Genomic DNA, 17,875 nt, shown 5'->3' on the forward strand with positions numbered 1-17,875 from the left:
GCTCGGCACTACGGGGCTACTCCTGGTTGGTGTTGAACGAAGCCAGCCGTGCTTCCAGTGCCGCATGCTGGGCGTCGCCGCCGTGCAGGCGCATGAAGTTCTCCGCACTGACCGGGCGGCCGAGCAGGTAGCCCTGCAGGTGATCGCAGCCAAGCCGTTCCACATAGGAGCGTTGCCCCTGGGTCTCGATGCCCTCGGCGACGATCTCCATGTTCAGCGCGTGCCCAAGGGCGACGATGGCCGAGACGATCACCACGTCCTCGTCGCTTTCTTCCAACGCCAACACGAAGGCGCGGTCGATCTTGATCTCGGTGGCGGGCAAGCGCTTCAGGTGCAACAGGCTGGACACACCGATGCCGAAATCGTCGATGGATATGCCGACGCCGAGCGCGGCGACGCTGCGCAGCACCGCGATGGCATTGTCGGTGTCGCGCATCACCGCGCCTTCGCTGATCTCGAGAATCAGGCGCGAAGGCTCAAGATCGTTGCGTTCCAGCGCGTTGCGCACATCCTCGATCAGCTTCGGCGAGCCCAGCTGGCGCCCCGACAGGTTGACCGCCACCCGCCACTCGCTGTTGCCGGCATCCTGCCAGCAACGCATCTGCCGGCAGGCTTCGTCCAGCACCCAGTTGCCGATCACGTCCATCAGGCCGCTCTGTTCGGTCAGCCGGATGATGCGTTCGGCCGGGACATAGCCGTGTTCGGGATGACGCCAGCGGATAAGCGCCTCGGCACCGCTGATGCGGCCGCTGTTGGCGTGCACGCGCGGCTGGTAGTGCAGTGACAGCTGAGCCGTGCCCAGGGCCTTGCGCAGGTCTTCCAGCAGACGCCGGTCCTGCTCGACGTTGTCGTTCATCCAATCGGCGAACACCGCATGCGTGTTGCGCCCGGATTGCCTGGCATAGGCCATGGCGGTCTCGGCCATGGCGATCAGCTGCGCGGCGGTTTTGCCGACCTGCGGGTGCTCGACGATGCCCAGGCTGGCGGTGATGCGCAGCTCACGCCCACCAACGCGCACGGAATTGACCGCCATCATGATGCGGTCGGCCAGCGAGTCCAGTTCCTCGGCATGCCTGAGTTGGGTAGCGATGACGAACTGGTCGCCACCAAGGCGGCCGACCAGGTCGTCGGCTGGAAGCAGCTGACGCAGGCGTTCGCCGATGTCGACCAGGGCGGCATCGCCGGTCTGCGAGCCAAATGCGCCATTGATATGGCGAAAGCCATCCAGGTCAATGGACATCACCACGAACGGTTGTTTGCCCTGCAACAGTTGTTCGATGCGCTCATGCGAGAGCTGGCGGTTGGGCAGGCGGGTCAGCGAGTCGTGCTGGCTGGCATGGAACAGTTCCTTGCGGGCATCGTCCAGCGACGCTGCCAGCATCGAATTGCGCAGATGCAGCAAGCGCGCCTGCATGCGCTGCTCGAACAGGGAAATGGTCAGTACCACGCCCATCACGCCAACGGTCAGCAGCACCACGCAGGCAGCCAGCCATTCGGTGGGAACGCCGCCGGTGGTGGCCGCGGTGCAGACGGAATTGGCGGGGAAGCGTGCCGCCGCCATGCCGGTGTAGTGCATGCCGACGATGGCCAGGCCCATCACCGCGGCCGCGATCAGGCGCGGTGGCAACGCATGTTCGACCGTGCGCAGGCGGAAGGCGATATACAAGGCACTCCATGAAGCAGCCACTGCGATCACGATCGAAAGCACGAACCAGACCCGGTCGTAGTCGATCTCCGGGGTCATCTTCAGCGCCGACATGCCGACGTAGTGCATCCAGGCGATGCCCAGACCCATCAACAATGCGCCCAGTGCCAGCCGCAGGTGCGGCAGGGTGGGGCGCGACACCAGCCACAGGGCGAAGATCGAGGCGGCGACCGCTACCAGCAGTGACTCCACGGTCAGCCACAGGTCGTAGCCCAGCGGGATGGGCAGGCGGAACGCCAGCATGCCGACGAAGTGCATCGACCAGATGCCCGCCCCCATGGCAACACCGCCGGCCAGCAGCCAGCGGGCGGCGGCGCGACGTGGTTGCGAGGCGGATACCCGTGAGGCCATGTCCAGCGCCGTGAACGAGGCGAGGATTGCCACGAGGATCGACAGCACGACAAACAACGGGTTGTAGCTGCCAACGAGCATCAAACCTCTCCCTAAGGTTGTCGCGCCGCGGTCGCGGAAGCGAGATGTCGTACGCGGTTCCGCATTCCCCTGCGGCCCGTGCTGTACCCCGGACTATCCACCGGTATAAGGGAACCGGCAAGAGGGCCTTCAGGCAATGTGAAATCCAAAAACGTGAGCTGTGTAGGGCGTCACATTGTTACTTGCCGCGCCGTATCAAAGGCGGTGTCGAACAGGCGCTGTACCGGCGGCCCCATTTCCCCGGCCAGCAGGGTGAGCAGTGACAGGCCGATCAGCAGGGCAACCGGCAGGCCCAGCTGCATGGGGTTGAGTGCCGGTGCCGCACGGGAAAGGACGCCAAAGACCAGGTTGATCGCCAGCATCGCCACCACCAACGGCAGCGCCAGTGACAGTGCACCCCGGAAGATCTGCAGGGCAAGGGTCGGCGCCAGCGTGGCGACCGCATGCGGATCGGGCAGGGCGGTGCCGATGGGCAGTGCCTTGTAGCTGTCCACCAGCAATGAGATCAGTGCCAGATGGCCATTGCTGGTGAAAAACAGCAGGCCGAACATCAGGTAGAACCATTGCCCGATCACGCCGGAGCTGCCGCCGCGCATCGGGTCGGCCATCTGCGCGAAGGCCAGGCCGGTGCTCTGCGCGATCATTTCGCCGGCCATGGCGCCGGCTTCGAAGATCAGCCGCAGCAGGAAGCCGATGCTGACCCCCACGGCTACCTCGCGCAGGATGCTGAGCACGGTCATCGAGTCAAAGCCGTTGAAGATCGGCACCGGCGGCAGGACCGGGGACAGTGCCACGGACAGTGCCACCGCCAGCAGCGCCCGCACCCGCGCCGGTACCGCACGGGTGCCGATCATCGGCATGGCCATCAGCATCGCGCCGATGCGCAGCATGATCCACAGGGTATTGCCGATGATGGCAAAGGCCTGCTGGCCGTCGATGACTGTCTGGGTGACCGAGTCCATCGCGCTAACCGATCAGGTGCGGAATGCGCTGGAACAACATGACGGTGAACTCGACCAGGTGACCAAGCAGCAGGCTGCCCAGCGCAAACAGCGCCGCGGTCAGGGCCGCGGCCTTGGCGACAAAGGCGATGGTCGGCTCGTTGATCTGGGTGGCGGCCTGGATGACGCCGACCACCACGCCGACGACCAGCACGACAAGTAGCAACGGACCGGCGATCCACAAGGTGGCAACCAGGCCGCCGCGGAGTTCGGTGAGGGCAAGTTCGGGACTCATGCCGGGGCAGATGCAAGAGCAGTGCCACAGCGTTGGCGGCGGGTTTTTGGCGGAGCGGCGGCGTGCTTTTGTAGGAGCGGCGTAAGCCACGAAGCCGATGGCCTACCAGATCGAGTCTGTATCACCGGCCGAACAAGTCCAGCGTCGCGGTTTACACCGCTCCCACATTCCTTGCTGCTGGCTTGTTGCGGTAGTCCTCGCCGACCGCCTGCAGGCCGGCGATCGCAAAGCGGTGCAGATGTGCCAGCAGCGGCTGCGATGGGCCTTGCGCCACTGCCTGCAACGGGCCGGGTACGTCTCGGCCGATCACGATCAACATCATGCAGGGCGCGGCGACGCTCAGCAGGCAGCGCAGCAGGGCCGGTTCAGTGGCGGGAATGCCGGAGATCTCACTGAGGATCTGCGCCACCGCCATCATCTTCGGCGGAACCGCTTCTTCCATCAGCACCTGTAGATGCGAGGAGGGCGCCAGCAGTTCGCGTGCCAGCACGCGTGGTGCCCAGGCCTCGGGTTGCTGGGCGCGCTGGACCAGGCCGGCGAGCAATTCGTACAGGCGCTGCTCCGGGTTCAGCGCGCTGCCGGCGATCCGCTGCAGGTCATCAAGATCGAGCAGCTGTCGGTGCGCTTCCAGCAGCACGGCCTGGTACAGGCCGTTGCGGCTGCCGAAGTGGTAGTTGATGGATGCCAGGTCGGCAGCGGCCAGCTGGGCCACGGCCTTGCTGGTGGTTTCGGCAAAGCCCTGTTGCGAGAACAGCTGGCCGGCCGCCTCCAGCAGGCGGGCACGGGTGGCCTCGCCGTCGGTGCGTGGTCCGCGTGGGGTGGTTTTCTGAGTGCTCATTGCGTGGCAAGTTTAGCCTTCTTCATCGCCCCGTCCGGCACTACTTTAAATTAAATTTAATTTGAATTAGGCTGTTCGGCAGATACAGTCCTGCTTGCGGAAGCGTCCTGATGAAGAAGCCCGTCCTTGTCGTGGTGGCCGCCGTTGCGTTGCTGGTCGTGCTGCTGCTGTGGTGGAGCAGCCGGGATAAGCCGGCTGGCGATGGCCTGCAGTTGCAGGGCAATGTGGACATCCGGCAGGTGTCGCTTGCCTTTGATGGCAGCGGCCGGGTGCAGGAAGTGCGGGTGGAGGAAGGCGACAAGGTCAAGGCCGGCGATGTGCTGGCCACGCTCGACACCCGCACCCTGCAACTGCAGGCAGATCAAGCCAAGGCACAGATCGAGACGCAGCGGCAGACGGTGGCGCGGCTGCACAACGGCGCGCGGCCGCAGGAAGTCGTGCAGGCCAGGAGCCAGCTGGCCGCAGCGCAGGCCGATGCAGCGCGTGCAGCGCAGGACCTGCAGCGCTTGCAGGGCGTGGCCAGCGCGACGGACGGTCGTGGTGTAAGCGCGCAGGAAATGGACCGCGCGCGTAGCGTGGCGAAAGTGGCGGCAGCGACTGCCGAACTGCAGCAACAGGCGTTGGCGCTGGTGCAGCAAGGCCCGCGCAAGGAAGACATTGCGGCAGCCGAGGCGCAATTGCAGGCGGCCGATGCCCAGCTCGCCTTGCTGCAGCACCAGATCGCGCAAGGCCAGCTGAAGGCGCCGGTGGCGGCGGTGGTGCGCTCGCGGCTGGTGGAAGTCGGCGACATGGCCGGTCCGCAACGCGCGGCGTTCGCGCTGGCGTTGACGCAGCCGAAGTGGGTACGGGTGTTTGCCAGCGAGACCGAGCTCGGTCGTATCCGCAGCGGGCAGCTTGCGCAGGTGACGAGCGATAGCCACCCCGACAAGCCGGTGACAGGCAAGGTCGGCTTCATTTCCTCGGTGGCCGAGTTCACCCCGAAGTCCGTGCAGACCGAAGAGCTGCGCACCAGCCTTGTCTACGAAGTGCGCGTGGTGGTCGAGGATCCGCAGGATCAGCTACGCATGGGTCAGCCGGTGAGCGTGCGCCTGCAGGAGACCGCGCGCTGATGGAAGCGGCGACTGCCACGGTTGTCGCGGTCGACCTGCGCAAGTGTTTTCCGGCCGCCGGTGGCGGGCAGTTGGAGGCGCTGGCCGGGATTTCCCTGCGCGTGCGCAAGGGCGAGCTGACTGCACTGGTTGGGCCGGATGGTGCCGGCAAGACCACCTTTCTGCGCATGGTTGCCGGTTTGCTGCCCGCCGATTCTGGCCAGTTGCAGGTGCTTGGCCATGACGTGGCACGGCAGCCGCAGCAGGTGCAGGATCGCATCAGCTACATGCCGCAGCGCTTTGGCCTGTATGAAGACCTCAGCGTGCAGGAGAACCTGGATCTGTACGCGGATCTGCATGGTGTGCCTGCGGACGAACGCCGTGCGCGCTTCGAACGACTGTTGCAGATGACCGACCTGGCTGCATTCAGGCAACGCCCGGCCGGCAAGTTGTCAGGTGGCATGAAGCAGAAGCTGGGCCTGGCCTGCACCCTGGTGCGTTCACCGCAGCTGTTGCTGCTGGACGAGCCCAGTGTCGGCGTGGACCCACTGTCGCGGCGCGAACTGTGGAAGATCATCCAGCAGCTGGTGCAGGAGGAGCAGCTCAGCGTGCTGGTCAGCACCGCTTACATGGACGAGGCTGAGCGCTGCGAGCAGATCTTCGTGCTGCATCAGGGGCGCTTGTTGGCGCAAGGCAATCCTGCCGCGCTGACTGGCAAGGCGCAGGGCCTGACCTGGTCGGTAGCGCCAGTGCCTCCGTTGCAGCCGCGTGACCTGCAGGCGCAGCTGATCGACGATAGCCGCCACGTGCTGGATGCGGTGCCACGGGCCGGCTCGGTACGTTTCATCCTGCAGCCCTCGGCAACGCCGTCGGATATCGCTGGGCTGCTGCAGGACCAATTGCCCAGCCAGCGGCCGGCTGAGTTGGAAGATGCCTTCATGATGCTGCTGCGCGCGCAGGAATCGCCAGCGTCGTTGCCGGTGGCGGAGGTCGCACCGATAGCGATCGCGCAGGATGATGCGCCGGTCATCGTGGTGCGCGATCTGGTGCGCCGCTTCGGTGATTTCACCGCCGTGGCCAGCACCAGCTTCGATGTGCACCGCGGCGAGATCTTTGGCCTGCTCGGCCCCAATGGTGCCGGCAAGACCACTACCTTCCGCATGCTCTGCGGTCTGTTGCCGGCCAGCAGTGGGCATCTGGAAGTGGCTGGTCTGAATCTGCGCACTGCCCGAGCCCAGGCCCGCGCACGCATTGGCTATGTCTCACAGAAATTCGCCCTCTACGCCAACCTCACAGTACGCGAGAACCTGGAGTTCTTCGGTGGTGCCTACGGCCTTGGCGGCACGCAACTGCGCGGGCGTGTTGCCGATGCCATCAAACGCTTCGACCTGCAGGCGGATGCCCGCAGTGGCGACTTGCCTGCAGGCTACAAACAGCGACTGGCAATGGCGGTGGGCTTGCTGCATGCGCCGGAGATCCTGTTCCTGGATGAACCGACCAGCGGCATCGACCCACTGGCGCGGCGCGCTTTCTGGCGCACCATCACCGGGCTGGCGCAGCAGGGCGTGACCATCATCGTCACCACCCATTTCATGGAGGAAGCGGAATACTGCGATCGCATCGCCATCCAGGACGCCGGTGAACTGTTGGCCCTGGGAACGCCGCAGCAGGTGCGCGAGCAGGCCGGCGCTGACGGCATCGACATGAATGCCGCCTTCATTGGCATCGTCGAGCAGGGCCGCGCGCAGCGCAGTGCCGCTGCCGGTGGCAGGGCTGCGTGATGTCCGGCTTCCTGTCCCGCCTATCGGCGCTGGTGCGCAAGGAGACCCGGCAGATGCTGCGTGAACGCAGCAGTCTTGCGGTGGGCCTGTTGTTGCCGGCGGCCTTGATCCTGCTGTTTGGCTATGGCTTGTCGTTCGATGTCAGCAACGCACCGGTAGCGGTGGTGCTGGATGAGCGCTCGCCGTCCACGCAGTCGCTGGTTGCCGGGCTGCAGGGCTCGCCGTATCTGGCGCCGGTGCAGGTCGGCGACATGACTGCCGCGGTGGCCTTGATGCGGCAAGGCAAGGTTGGCGGCATCGTGCATGTGCCGGTGGACTTCAGCCGGCGCAGGGCTGAGGGCAATGCGCAGGTGCAGCTGATCCTCAACGGCGTGGATGCCAACACCGCGCGTACGCTGGAAGGCTACGTGGGCGGCGCGCTGGCGACGCAGCTGCAAACCACGCTTGATAGGCAAGCCGGCAGCAGTGCGGGTGGCGGTGTCAGTGTTGTCCAGCGCATGTGGTTCAACGAGGCAAGCACCAGCACCTGGTACCTGGTGCCGGGCTTGATCGTTCTGGTGATGACCTTGATCGGTGCCTTCCTGACCTCGCTGCTGGTTGCGCGCGAATGGGAGCGTGGCACCTTGGAAGCACTGTTCGTGACGCCGGTACGACCGACCGAACTGGTGCTGGCAAAGCTGCTGCCGTATCTCGGCATCGGTGCGATCAATCTGGCGATCTGCCTGCTGACTGCGCGCTTTCTGTTCGAGGTGCCGATGCGCGGCTCGTTGCTGGCGATCGTGGTCAGCTCGCTGCTCTACCTGACGGTGTCGTTGTTGCTGGGCCTGTTCATTTCCGCGCTGACACGCAACCAGTTCCAGGCCAGCCAGGTGGCACTGCTGACCAGTTTCATGCCGGCGATGATGCTGTCCGGCTTCGTATTCGACCTGCGCAACATGCCGGGCGCGGTGCAGGTCATCAGCCAGCTGCTGCCGGCCACGCATTTCATGGGGCTGATCAAGTCGCTGTTCCTGACCGGCGATAACTGGCCGCTGTTCCTGCAGAAGTCGGCCATCCTGTTGCTGTACGCGCTGTTGTTGTTTGCGGCTACCCGCTCCAAGCTGCGCAAGAGGCTGGTGTAGGCATGGACGCCATCGCGATCTATTTCAGGCGTATTGCCTTCCTGTGCAGGAAGGAGCTGATCACCCTGCTGAAAGAGCCTTCCAGTCGCGCCATGCTGTTCATGCCGGCGCTGATGCAGGCGTTGTTGTTTGGCTACGGCGCGACCTTTGATCTGCGTCATGTGCCGTACGCGGTGCTCGACCTCAGCGGTGGACAGGCGTCGACCGAGTTGCTTTCGCGGATGGATGGCGCGGGCATGTTCGAGCGCACGGCAACGTTGGCTTCATCGGCGCAGATTGCTGGCGTGATCGACGCCAACGAAGTGTTGCTGGTGATCAGCATTCCAGCTGATTTCGAGCAGCGACTGGCCGCTGGGCAAAGTGCACCGCTGCAGTTGATCATGGATGGCCGCAACTCCACCACCGCAGGTGCCGCTGCCGGCTACATCGGCTCCATCGTCGCCGATTTCAATCGGGAACAATCCAGTCGAGCGCAGTTGAACCAGACGGGTGCCGCCGGCGGGCAGGCGGTGCAGCTGGTCACACGCAGCTGGTACAACCCCAACCTGGAGTCGCGCTGGCAGCTGATGCCAGCGTTGATCGCCGCGCTGAGCATGTTGCAGACCCTGTTGATCGCAGCCTTGTCGGTGGCGCGCGAACGCGAACAGGGCACCTTCGATCAATTGCTGGTCACGCCGCTGACGCCGATGCAGATCCTGATCGGCAAGGCCTTGCCGTCGATTCTGGTGGGGCTGGTGCAGTCCACCATCATCCTGCTGATCATCCGTTTCTGGTTCCAGATCCCGATGGCCGGCTCGGTGGGCGTGTTGTACCTGGCGCTGGCGGTGTTCACGGTGGCCTCGGTAGGGATCGGCCTGTCGATCTCGGCGGTGGCTGCCAACATGCAGCAGGCGATGCTTTACACCTTCCTGTTGATCATGCCGTTGATGCTGTTGTCGGGCTTGATGACGCCGGTGGCCAACATGCCCAAGGTGCTGCAGGTGGCGACCTATGCCAATCCGCTGCGCTTCGGCATCGATCTGGTGCGACGGGTCTATCTGGAAGGGGCGGGCCTGCAGGAAGTGGGCTTCAACTTCATCCCCATGCTGGCGGTGGCGGCGATCACCTTGCCGTTGGCGGCGTGGTTGTTCCGTAATCGGCTTACCTAGGACGCGATCCATGTTTCCCCAATTGCGCTCACTGTTGAACGTGCCGCTGCTGCTGTCGCCGCTTGCTGCTGGCCTGGTGCTTGGCGGCTGCGCGGTCGGACCGGACTTCGTGCGTCCGGACACGGTGGCCCCTGCCGACTGGACGCAATGGCGGGGCGGTGACGCGTCACTGAATGCCGACGTCGGTATGCAGGCGCTGCAGCCGGCGTGGTGGACGCAGCTGTCCGACCCGACCCTGGATGAACTGCAACGACGCGCCTTGCAGGCGAGCCCGGACCTGCGCACGGCTGCCTTGCACTTCGCCCAGGCGCGGACGCAGCGGCGCACGGTTGCCGCGCAGCGCGGTGTCGATGTGAACGCATCGGCAGGCGTCAATCGCCAGCGCCAAAGCGAGAACGGCGCTGGTACGCGCATGCTCGACATCCTCAGCAATGACAGTGGCGCACTGAAACAGCTGCTGGCCGAGCCATTCAACCTCTACCAGGCCGGCTTCGATGCATCCTGGGAGCTGGACCTGTGGGGCAGGGTGCGGCGTTCGATCGAGGCGGCCGATGCCAGCGTGGCCCAGCAGGCCGCGTTGCTGGATCTGGCAAGGTTGAGTGTCAGCAGCGAGGTGGCACGCAGCTACGTGCAGTTACGTGCCGCTCAGCGCCAGATCGAACTGGCACACGAGGACATTGGCGCATTGGAAGAACGCTTGTCGTTGCTGCAGGCGCGGGTGGACGGCGGCTTGCAGGACCATCTGGATCTGGACCGTCAGCAGGCCGATCTGGCTGCGGTACGTGCGCGCTTGCCCGGTCTGCTGGCCGAGGAAGCGAGCAGCAGCAACCAAATTGCGCTATTGCTCGGCGAGCGCCCCGGCGCATTGCGCAGCCAGCTTGCAGCGCCGGTGTTTGCCGCCAGCGACGCGCTGCCGGATCTGTCGTTGGGACTGCCGTCGGAAGTGGCGCAGCGGCGCCCGGATATACGTGCCGCGCAGGCGCGCCTGCAACAGGCGACGGCCAGCATCGGTGTTGCCCAGGCGGATCTGTATCCCAGCATCCGGCTTGGTGCCAAGTTCGGCTACGAGTCGTATCTGTCCGGTGAGTTCTCGGACTGGGGCAGCCGCACCTGGTCGATTGGCCCGGTGCTGAACCTGCCACTGTTCGATCACGGCCGACGCAAAAGTGTGGTGCAGCTGCGTGAGCTGGAACAGCAGGAAGCCGCCGTGGCCTACCAGAAGACCGTGCTGCAGGCCTGGCAGGAGATCGACAATGCCTTGAACGGCTACGCCGCTGCCAAACAGCAACGCGCGCAGCTGCGTGTGCGCGAGCAGGCCACGTTGGACGCTTACAGCATCGCGCAGGCTCGCCACGATGCTGGCCTGATCGATTTCCTGGCGGTGCTGGATGCACGCAGAGGCTATCTGCAGACGCGGCGTGACCTGGTGGATGGCGAGGCCTTGCTGCGCAGCCAGTTCATCGCGCTCAACAAGGCCTTGGGCAATGCACCGCCCGCACACAGGTGACTGAAGACGCGGCTGTGGGCCAGATGGATGGCCCGTGCCCATCTGCGGCTACACTCGATCAGTTCCGGCCGTGAGGATGTCGCGACGGCCTTTCGCTGACCGAGAGTGAATTGCATGCCAGATACTTCCCGCAGGGAGCTGTTCAAAGCCGTTGCTGCCGGTGCCATGGTTGCGCCGCTGTCCGTGTTGGCGCAGCCGGCTGTCGCTGGCACCTGCGTGAGCCCACCGCCGCGCTGGGGCCAGGGGCCTGAAGGCCAGCGCATCGCTGACCTTGGAGATGGCACCTATCTCAATCCCATCGTCGCCGGGGACCATCCAGACCCGTCCATCCTCAAGGATGGCGACGATTACTACATGACCTTCTCGTCGTTCTATTCCTATCCGGGCCTGGTCATCTGGCACTCCACCGATCTGGTCAACTGGGCGCGGATCGGGCCAGCGCTGCACAAGACACTCGGCGATATTTGGGCCGTGGACCTGTGCAAGCACGACGGTCGTTACTTCATCTATCTGCCGGCCAATCCGACCGGCAAGGGCTGGTCGATCTTCGTTATCTGGGCCGACGATATCGCAGGGCCGTGGAGCGAGCCGATTGACCTGGAGATCGATGGTTGCATCGATCCGGGCCATATCGTCGGCGAGGACGGCAAGCGCTATCTGTTCGTCAACGGCATCCGCCGCGTGCGTCTGCGCGATGACGGCCTGGCCACCGAAGGCGCGTTGGCGCCTGCGTACAGCCCGTGGCGCTATCCGGACGATTGGGTCACGGAGAATTTCGCGCCCGAAGGCCCGAAACTGCTGCGCCACGGTGAGTGGTTCTATCTGATCACGGCGGTAGGCGGGACCGCCGGGCCCGTCACCGGGCACATGGTGATCGCCGCACGTTCGCGCTCCATCCATGGGCCGTGGGAGCACTGCCCGCAGAACCCGCTGGTGCGCACCCAATCAGAAGCGGAGCCTTGGTGGTCGCGAGGTCATGCAACGCTGGTGGAAGGTCCGGCTGGCGACTGGTGGATGGTCTATCACGCTTATGAGAACGGCTTCCGGACCTTGGGTCGACAGACCTTGCTTGAACCTATCGAGTGGACCGCTGACGGTTGGTTCCGGGCGCTGGGCGGGGATCTGTCGCGGCCGCTGCGCAAGCCGGCAGGTGGCAAGGCCAGCGCGGCGGGATTTGCGCTGTCTGACGACTTCTCGGCTGATCGCTTTGGCACGCAATGGGCGTTCCACAATCCGGGGCCGGACGAGCGCAAGCGTGCCTGCTATGACAATGGCGTGCTGCGACTGAAAGCCAGCGGTGCCTCGCCGATCGACAGCTCGCCTCTGACCTGTGTGGTGCCTGACCGCTCCTACGAGGTGGAGGTAACCCTGGCACCTGGCATGGGTGCGGAAGCCGGCCTGCTGCTGTTCTACAACAACAAGGCGTTCATCGGTGTCGGCTTTGACGACACCACCATCAAGAATTTCCAGTACGCCGAAGAGCTGGTTTGGGCACGGGCGCCACGCGCCGCTGGCCCGGTACGGGTGCGCTTGAGCAACAGCAACAACGTGGTGACTTTCCACTACTCACATGACGGTGGCCGCAGCTGGCAATTGCATCCGACCCGGATGGAAGTATCCGGCCTGCACCACAACGTGTTCGGTGGCTTCTTGAGCCTGAAGATCGGCATCTATGCCGCAGGACGTGGTGAAGTGGCTATCAGTGACTTTCGTTATCGGGCACTTGCCGAGAGCGCCAAAAACAGAATTTGATTGGGAAGTCGATACCGGCGCTGGTATCGGACTCTTGTGGGAGCGGCGTAAGCCGCGAAGCTGATGTTGCTCAACTCCTGCCAGCTTTGTCAGCTGATGGTGTGCGGACTTCGCGGCTTATGCCGCTCCCACAGATGAACAAACGGCCAGCATTCAGCGACGGCGCAACCAGAAATAGATCGGCAGGCCGGCTATGATCAATGCCACGCCCCACAACAGGGCCTCGCTGCCGATGCCGGCAATCGCGTACAGGCTGAAGAGCAATGCGCCAGCAGCGGCGATGCGCGAAGCAATACCGCTGCCGCGCCACAACCATGCAGCAGCACCGGCCAGGTAGGGCAGCAGGGTGGCAGCGGTCGACAGCAGCACCGAGAACTTGAACAGGTCGACCAACGAGCGGTTGTAGTTGCAGATCACCAGCACCGTGGCCAGCAGGCAGCTGACGATGACGCCGAAGACCGGTGCGCCGCGCTTGTTCTCGTGGGCAAAGGCGCGCGGCAGCACGCCATCGCGGGCGGCGGCCATCGGCAGCTGTGCTGCCAGCAGCGTCCAGCCATTCAGTGCGCCCACGCAGGAGATGGCCATCACCACGGCCAGCAGCATGCCGGCGGTTGGCCCCCACAGCGCGGCAGCGGCATCGGCCATCGGTGCGCTGGAAATGGCCAGCACATCGGCGGGCAGCAGGCCAAGTACAGTGGTGCAGGCGAGGACGGTTGCGATACCGGCGATGGCGGTACCGGCGACCGTGGCGCGGGCAACGGTGCGCGGTGCGTCATCGACCGACTCGGCCGGGACCGTGGCAGCCTCCAGCCCGATCATCGCCCACAGGGTCAGCGCGACGGTGGCCGCGGCAACGCTGCCCAGCGATTCGCCGGAAGGGTTGAAGGGCACGTAGTGGCTGGTATCCACCAGCCACAGCGCAACCAGGCCGAACATCAGCAAGGGGACGACTTTCAATACAGTGGTTGCCAGCTGCAGGCGTCCGGCCTCGCGTACGCCGATAAGGTTGACGCCCGCACACAGCCACAGCGCGACAAGACCGCAGGCCGCAGCGCGAACCGGGGTCGCGGTCAGGGCCGGGAAGATGGCACCGATACTGCCGGCGAAGGCCACGGCGATCGCGGCAATCGCACACCACATTGAGATCCAATAGCTCCAGGCGACCAGAAAGCCGGGCAGCTCGCCAAAGGCGTTGCGGGCGAACACGTAGGGGCCGCCAGTCTGTGGCCAGCGCTTGGCCAGCTGGGCAAAGGTGATCGCGAGCAGCAGCGCGCCGCACAAGGTGATGCTCCAACCAATCAGCGTTGCCGCGCCGTAGGGGGCGAGGGTGGCGGGTAGCAGGAAGGTGCCCGAGCCGATCATGCTGCCCACAACCAGGGCGGTGGCGGACCAGAAGCCCAGCGGGCGACGCGAAGTAGTCATAGATACAGCAACGGCAAAGGCTCGCGCCGGAGTACGGATGCCCCGGGAGAGCGTGAGAGGAGGTGGCAGGCGCCCGTGGCGACCGCAGCAGGGTGGGGATTATGACGGTTTGCAGCCCGGACCGCGATGTGAAACCTGCCGGTAATGACCTTTGGCCCTTTCGACAGGGCACAGTAGCGCTGACGCTGGCGGCCTTGTTCCCTGCTCTGGACACCCCCGATGACCGTTCGACCGCTGGCGCTCGCCGTTTCGTTCTCCCTGGCCACCGTGCTGGCCGCCTGTTCACCGTCATCGCAGCCAGCGGCTGGTGACAGCACCGCGCAGGCGCCGCAGGCCGACAAGGCCGCGCAGCTGAACCAGCTCTACGCCGATTACTGGGAAGGCGTGCTCAAGCTGAACCCACTGCAGGCCACCTTCCAGGGCGACAACCGTTACAACGACCAGCTGCCGGACTTCGGTTCGGCCGAGTTCCGCAAGCAGAGCCACGACTTCACCCAGGAGTGGCTGGGCAAGGCCGAGAAGATCGGCGATGCCGGGCTGGCCGGGCAGGACCTGCTCAGCTACCGCATCTTCGTTGAAGAGCAGAAGCAGTCGCTGGAAGGGGAGAAATTCCCGAGCTGGATGATGCCGGTCAACCAGATGGGTTCCACCGTCAGCTATGCGGTGATGCTGGGTTCGGGCCAGGTCGCGCAGCCGTTCAAGACGGTCAAGGACTACGATAATTGGCTGGCCCGTGCGGCGCGCATTCCGGTACTGCTGGAGACTGAAAATGCCAACATGCGTGAAGGCATCAAGGCCGGCGTGGTGCAGCCGCGCGTGTTGATGGAAAAAGTGGTGCCGCAGTTCGACGAGATCATCACTGCCAAGGCCGAGGACAGCCAGTTCTGGGGCCCGATCAAGCTGCTGCCGGCCGACTTCCCGCAGGCCGACAAGGATCGCCTGACCGAAGCTTTCCGCGCGGTGATCAATGACAAGCTGATGCCGGCGATCAAGCAGCAGCGTGACTTCATCGCCAATGAATACCTGCCGGCCACCCGTGACACGGTCGGCCTGGATTCCTTGCCGGACGGCAAGGCGTGGTACGCCTTCAACGCCAAGCAGAGCACCACCACCGCGCAGACCCCCGAACAGATCCACGAGATCGGGCTGGCTGAAGTGGCCCGCATCCACGGCGAGATCCAGAAGGTGATGGCCGAGGTGGGCTTCAAGGGTTCGCTGCAGGACTTCTTCAAGTTCATGCAGAACGACAAGCAGTTCGAGTTCAAGTCCGAGCCGGAGCTGCTGGAGCATTACCGCGGGCTGGAAGCCAAGATCAACGCGAACGTGCCGAAGCTGTTCTCGCTGACCCCGAAGGCCGGTTTCGAGATCCGCCCGATCGAGGCGTTCCGTGCCAAGTCGGCCGCCGGGGGCGAGTACATGCAGCCCAGCGAAGACGGCAGCCGCCCGGGCATCTTCTACGTCAACACCTACGACCTGCCGACGCGCAAGACCTGGGATGCCGAAGACCTGTTCCTGCATGAAGCCATCCCGGGTCACCACTTCCAGCTGGCCTTGCAGCAGGAACTGAAGGGCGTGCCGGCGTTCCGTCGCTTTGGTGGCGAAACCGCCTTCATCGAAGGCTGGGGCCTGTATGCCGAAAGCCTGGGCAAGGACCTGGGCGTCTACACCGACCCGTACAGCTACTTCGGTCGCCTGCAGGGTGAGCTGTGGCGCGCAGTGCGTCTGGTGGTGGATACCGGCTTGCATTCCAAGGGCTGGACCCGCCAGCAGGTGCTGGACTACATGTTCGCCAATTCCTCGGTGAGCGAGCCGGACGCGGTTGCCGAAGCCGAGCGTTACATCGCCTGGCCGGGCCAGGCGTTGGCGTACAAGACGGGTGAGCTGAAGATCCAGGAACTGCGCAAGCGCGCGCAGGACACGCTTGGCGCCAAGTTCGACATCCGTGAGTTCCACGCCGAAGTGCTGAAGGACGGCTCGGTGCCGCTGGATGTGCTCGACGAGAAGCTCAACGCCTGGATTGCCGAGAAGTCCAAGTAAGCGGCGCAGCCGCTTACATGTAGTGCCGAGCCATGCTGGGCATGAGGGATTGCTGCAAAGAGCCAACCCCTCCCCAGCCCTCCCCTTGGCCTGCGGCCAAAGGGAGGGGGCAGGGGCGTAGTGCCGAGCCATGCTCGGCAGAGGCATTACCTCGAAAGACCAACCCTTCCCCAGTCCTCCCCTTGGCCTTTGGCCAAAGGGAGGGGCAGGGGCGTAGTGCCGAGCCATGCTCGGCAAGGGCTTCACCGGTAGAGCTTCAGCCGAGCATGGCTCGGCGCTACAGGGATTGTTTGTGGGAGCGGCCTCAGCCGCGAAGCTGGCAACAATGAAACCGCAGTAGGGCCTGCAATCAGAATGATTGCGGGCTTCGCGGCTGAAGCGATGGCGAATCGGCGCGGCCGGTGCGCTCCAGCCGGGCATGGCTCGGCGCTACGGTTGGGCTACGTAGTGTTCCAGCTGTAGGCGCTCGGACTGCCATGTTGCTGTGCCACAGTGCACGGCAACCATTTGAGCTCGCTGGCGGTCTGATCGCGGGCGTTCTTCGTTTACTTACCGCGTACCGCTGATGACTTTTATCGTATCGCTGATCCTGCCGTTGCTCGCCATTCTGTTCTGGTGGCCCGTCCATCCCTTGTCCAAACAACAACGCCGGTGGCGGACCGGTATCAGTGTGCTGCTTGCCCTGATCGGCCTGGGCTTCGCCACCTTGTGGCGGCTGGACATCTTCAGTTACACGGTCGAAGCCTGGATCCAGCTGGTATTCGGTTGGGTGCTGGTGATGTTCATGCTGGTACTGGTGTTCGTGCTGCTGCGCGAAGCCGGCTGGCTGCTGTCACGCCTGCTGCCGCGCAGCTCACGCATCGCGACGCTGTGGCATGGCGTCGGTTTCAATCAGGGTGCGGCGCTGCTGATCGTGTTGCTGGCCACGCTTGCCATCTACGACGGCCTCAAGCCACCGCAGGTACACGAGCGCGATCTGGTCGTGCCGAACCTGCCCAAGGAAATGGATGGCGTGCGCATGGCGGTTCTGGCCGACCTGCATATCAGCCCGGTCAAGCGCAGCTGGCGCACCCAGCGCATCGTCGATGCGACCTTGGCGGCGAAGCCTGATCTGATCGTTCTGCCCGGTGACATGGCCGACGGTGGTCTGGAAGACAGTGGGCGGTTCGCCGAGCCCTTGGCCCAATTGAAGGCGCCTTACGGGGTTTGGCTTGCCCCGGGCAACCATGAGTACTACTACGACTACGCTGCCTGGATGGCGCACTTCCGGCAGATGGGGTTGGGCGTGCTGGAGAACCAGACCGCGACCCTGTCGATCAATGGACGTACGTTGGCGATGTCGGGTATTGGCGATCTGGCTGCCTTGAAGCAGGCCTCGTATATGCGCGGCGGGTTACCGCCGGACATGCCCGCGGTGGTGAACGGAGGCAAGGGCAGCGATGTACACATCCTGCTCGCGCACCAGCCGAAGCAGGCGCGTGCCGCTGCGGCAACTGGCGCCATTGACCTGCAGGTATCCGGCCATACCCACGGTGGCCACATGCTGGGCTTCGATCGCTGGGTGGTGGCACCGTTCAACCACGGCTACGTGCGTGGCGAGTACCGAGTGCAGGACATGACCTTGTTCGTCAGCAGCGGCGTCGGCCAATGGGATGGCTTCACTGCGCGTCTTGGCGTGCCCTCCAGCATCGATGTGCTGGTGTTGCGTAGCCCAGCCAGGTAACCATCGGACTTGTGGGAGCGGTGTAAGCCGCGAAGCAAGCGAATCACCAGATCGCAAAGCTGCCAATAGACTGAGCAAAACCAGC

General features: G+C 64.5%; 13 protein-coding genes. 8 read left to right on the top strand and 5 right to left on the bottom strand.

Annotation, left to right across the window (positions count from 1 at the left end; all coding sequences use genetic code 11):
• Positions 1 to 16 precede the first annotated feature (16 nt).
• The 4 genes from ACVOLI_RS12655 to ACVOLI_RS12670 form a co-directional block, all read right to left on the bottom strand.
• Positions 17 to 2,137, bottom strand: coding sequence for a putative bifunctional diguanylate cyclase/phosphodiesterase (locus ACVOLI_RS12655; RefSeq protein ID WP_481614682.1), 2,121 nt, complete (start codon positions 2,135 to 2,137; stop codon positions 17 to 19).
• Positions 2,138 to 2,307: 170 nt separating this feature from the next.
• Positions 2,308 to 3,099 (bottom strand): flagellar biosynthetic protein FliR, encoded by a 792-nt coding sequence (gene fliR, locus ACVOLI_RS12660; RefSeq protein ID WP_296250570.1) that lies wholly within the window; start codon positions 3,097 to 3,099, stop codon positions 2,308 to 2,310.
• Positions 3,100 to 3,103: 4 nt separating this feature from the next.
• Positions 3,104 to 3,373: a flagellar biosynthetic protein FliQ gene (locus ACVOLI_RS12665; protein WP_282269983.1), complete on the bottom strand. Its 270-nt coding sequence runs from the start codon at positions 3,371 to 3,373 to the stop codon at positions 3,104 to 3,106.
• Positions 3,374 to 3,524: 151 nt separating this feature from the next.
• Positions 3,525 to 4,211, bottom strand: coding sequence for a TetR/AcrR family transcriptional regulator (locus tag ACVOLI_RS12670; RefSeq protein WP_481614683.1), 687 nt, complete (start codon positions 4,209 to 4,211; stop codon positions 3,525 to 3,527).
• A 110-nt stretch (positions 4,212 to 4,321) separates the two neighbouring features.
• On the opposite strand from ACVOLI_RS12670, the gene ACVOLI_RS12675 reads away from it, so the two are divergent.
• The 6 genes from ACVOLI_RS12675 to ACVOLI_RS12700 all read left to right on the top strand — a co-directional run bounded on the left by ACVOLI_RS12675 (position 4,322) and on the right by ACVOLI_RS12700 (position 12,608).
• Positions 4,322 to 5,320 (top strand): HlyD family secretion protein, encoded by a 999-nt coding sequence (locus ACVOLI_RS12675; RefSeq protein WP_481614684.1) that lies wholly within the window; start codon positions 4,322 to 4,324, stop codon positions 5,318 to 5,320.
• Positions 5,320 to 7,080, top strand: coding sequence for an ATP-binding cassette domain-containing protein (locus ACVOLI_RS12680; protein ID WP_481614685.1), 1,761 nt, complete (start codon positions 5,320 to 5,322; stop codon positions 7,078 to 7,080). The genes ACVOLI_RS12675 and ACVOLI_RS12680 overlap by 1 nt, the downstream gene beginning before the upstream one ends.
• Positions 7,080 to 8,201, top strand: a complete 1,122-nt coding sequence (locus ACVOLI_RS12685; protein ID WP_481614686.1) for an ABC transporter permease — start codon at positions 7,080 to 7,082, stop codon at positions 8,199 to 8,201. The genes ACVOLI_RS12680 and ACVOLI_RS12685 overlap by 1 nt, the downstream gene beginning before the upstream one ends.
• Positions 8,202 to 8,203: 2 nt before the next feature.
• On the top strand, positions 8,204 to 9,349 hold the full coding sequence (locus ACVOLI_RS12690; protein WP_481614687.1) for an ABC transporter permease: 1,146 nt from the start codon (positions 8,204 to 8,206) through the stop codon (positions 9,347 to 9,349).
• A 10-nt stretch (positions 9,350 to 9,359) separates the two neighbouring features.
• Complete coding sequence (locus ACVOLI_RS12695; RefSeq protein ID WP_481614688.1) at positions 9,360 to 10,856, top strand: efflux transporter outer membrane subunit; 1,497 nt, start codon at positions 9,360 to 9,362, stop codon at positions 10,854 to 10,856.
• A gap of 114 nt (positions 10,857 to 10,970) precedes the next feature.
• The gene (locus tag ACVOLI_RS12700; RefSeq protein ID WP_481614689.1) at positions 10,971 to 12,608 is read left to right on the top strand and encodes a family 43 glycosylhydrolase; all 1,638 of its coding nucleotides are present in this window, start codon (positions 10,971 to 10,973) and stop codon (positions 12,606 to 12,608) included.
• 153 nt (positions 12,609 to 12,761) lie between these two features.
• Here ACVOLI_RS12700 and ACVOLI_RS12705 read toward each other — a convergent pair whose 3' ends face one another.
• Entirely contained in the window at positions 12,762 to 14,030 is a 1,269-nt protein-coding gene (locus tag ACVOLI_RS12705; RefSeq protein WP_481614690.1) for an amino acid permease, read from the bottom strand.
• Positions 14,031 to 14,249: 219 nt separating this feature from the next.
• Here ACVOLI_RS12705 and ACVOLI_RS12710 point away from each other — a divergent pair, with 219 nt between their 5' ends.
• Together ACVOLI_RS12710 and ACVOLI_RS12715 are read left to right on the top strand one after the other, a co-directional pair.
• Positions 14,250 to 16,067 carry a DUF885 domain-containing protein gene (locus ACVOLI_RS12710; protein ID WP_481614691.1) on the top strand — a complete coding sequence of 606 codons (1,818 nt, stop codon included), beginning with the start codon at positions 14,250 to 14,252 and terminating at the stop codon, positions 16,065 to 16,067.
• A gap of 565 nt (positions 16,068 to 16,632) precedes the next feature.
• On the top strand, positions 16,633 to 17,790 hold the full coding sequence (locus ACVOLI_RS12715) for a metallophosphoesterase (protein ID WP_481614692.1): 1,158 nt from the start codon (positions 16,633 to 16,635) through the stop codon (positions 17,788 to 17,790).
• Positions 17,791 to 17,875 lie beyond the last annotated feature (85 nt).

The sequence above is a fragment of the Stenotrophomonas sp. STEN029 genome (assembly GCF_056760015.1).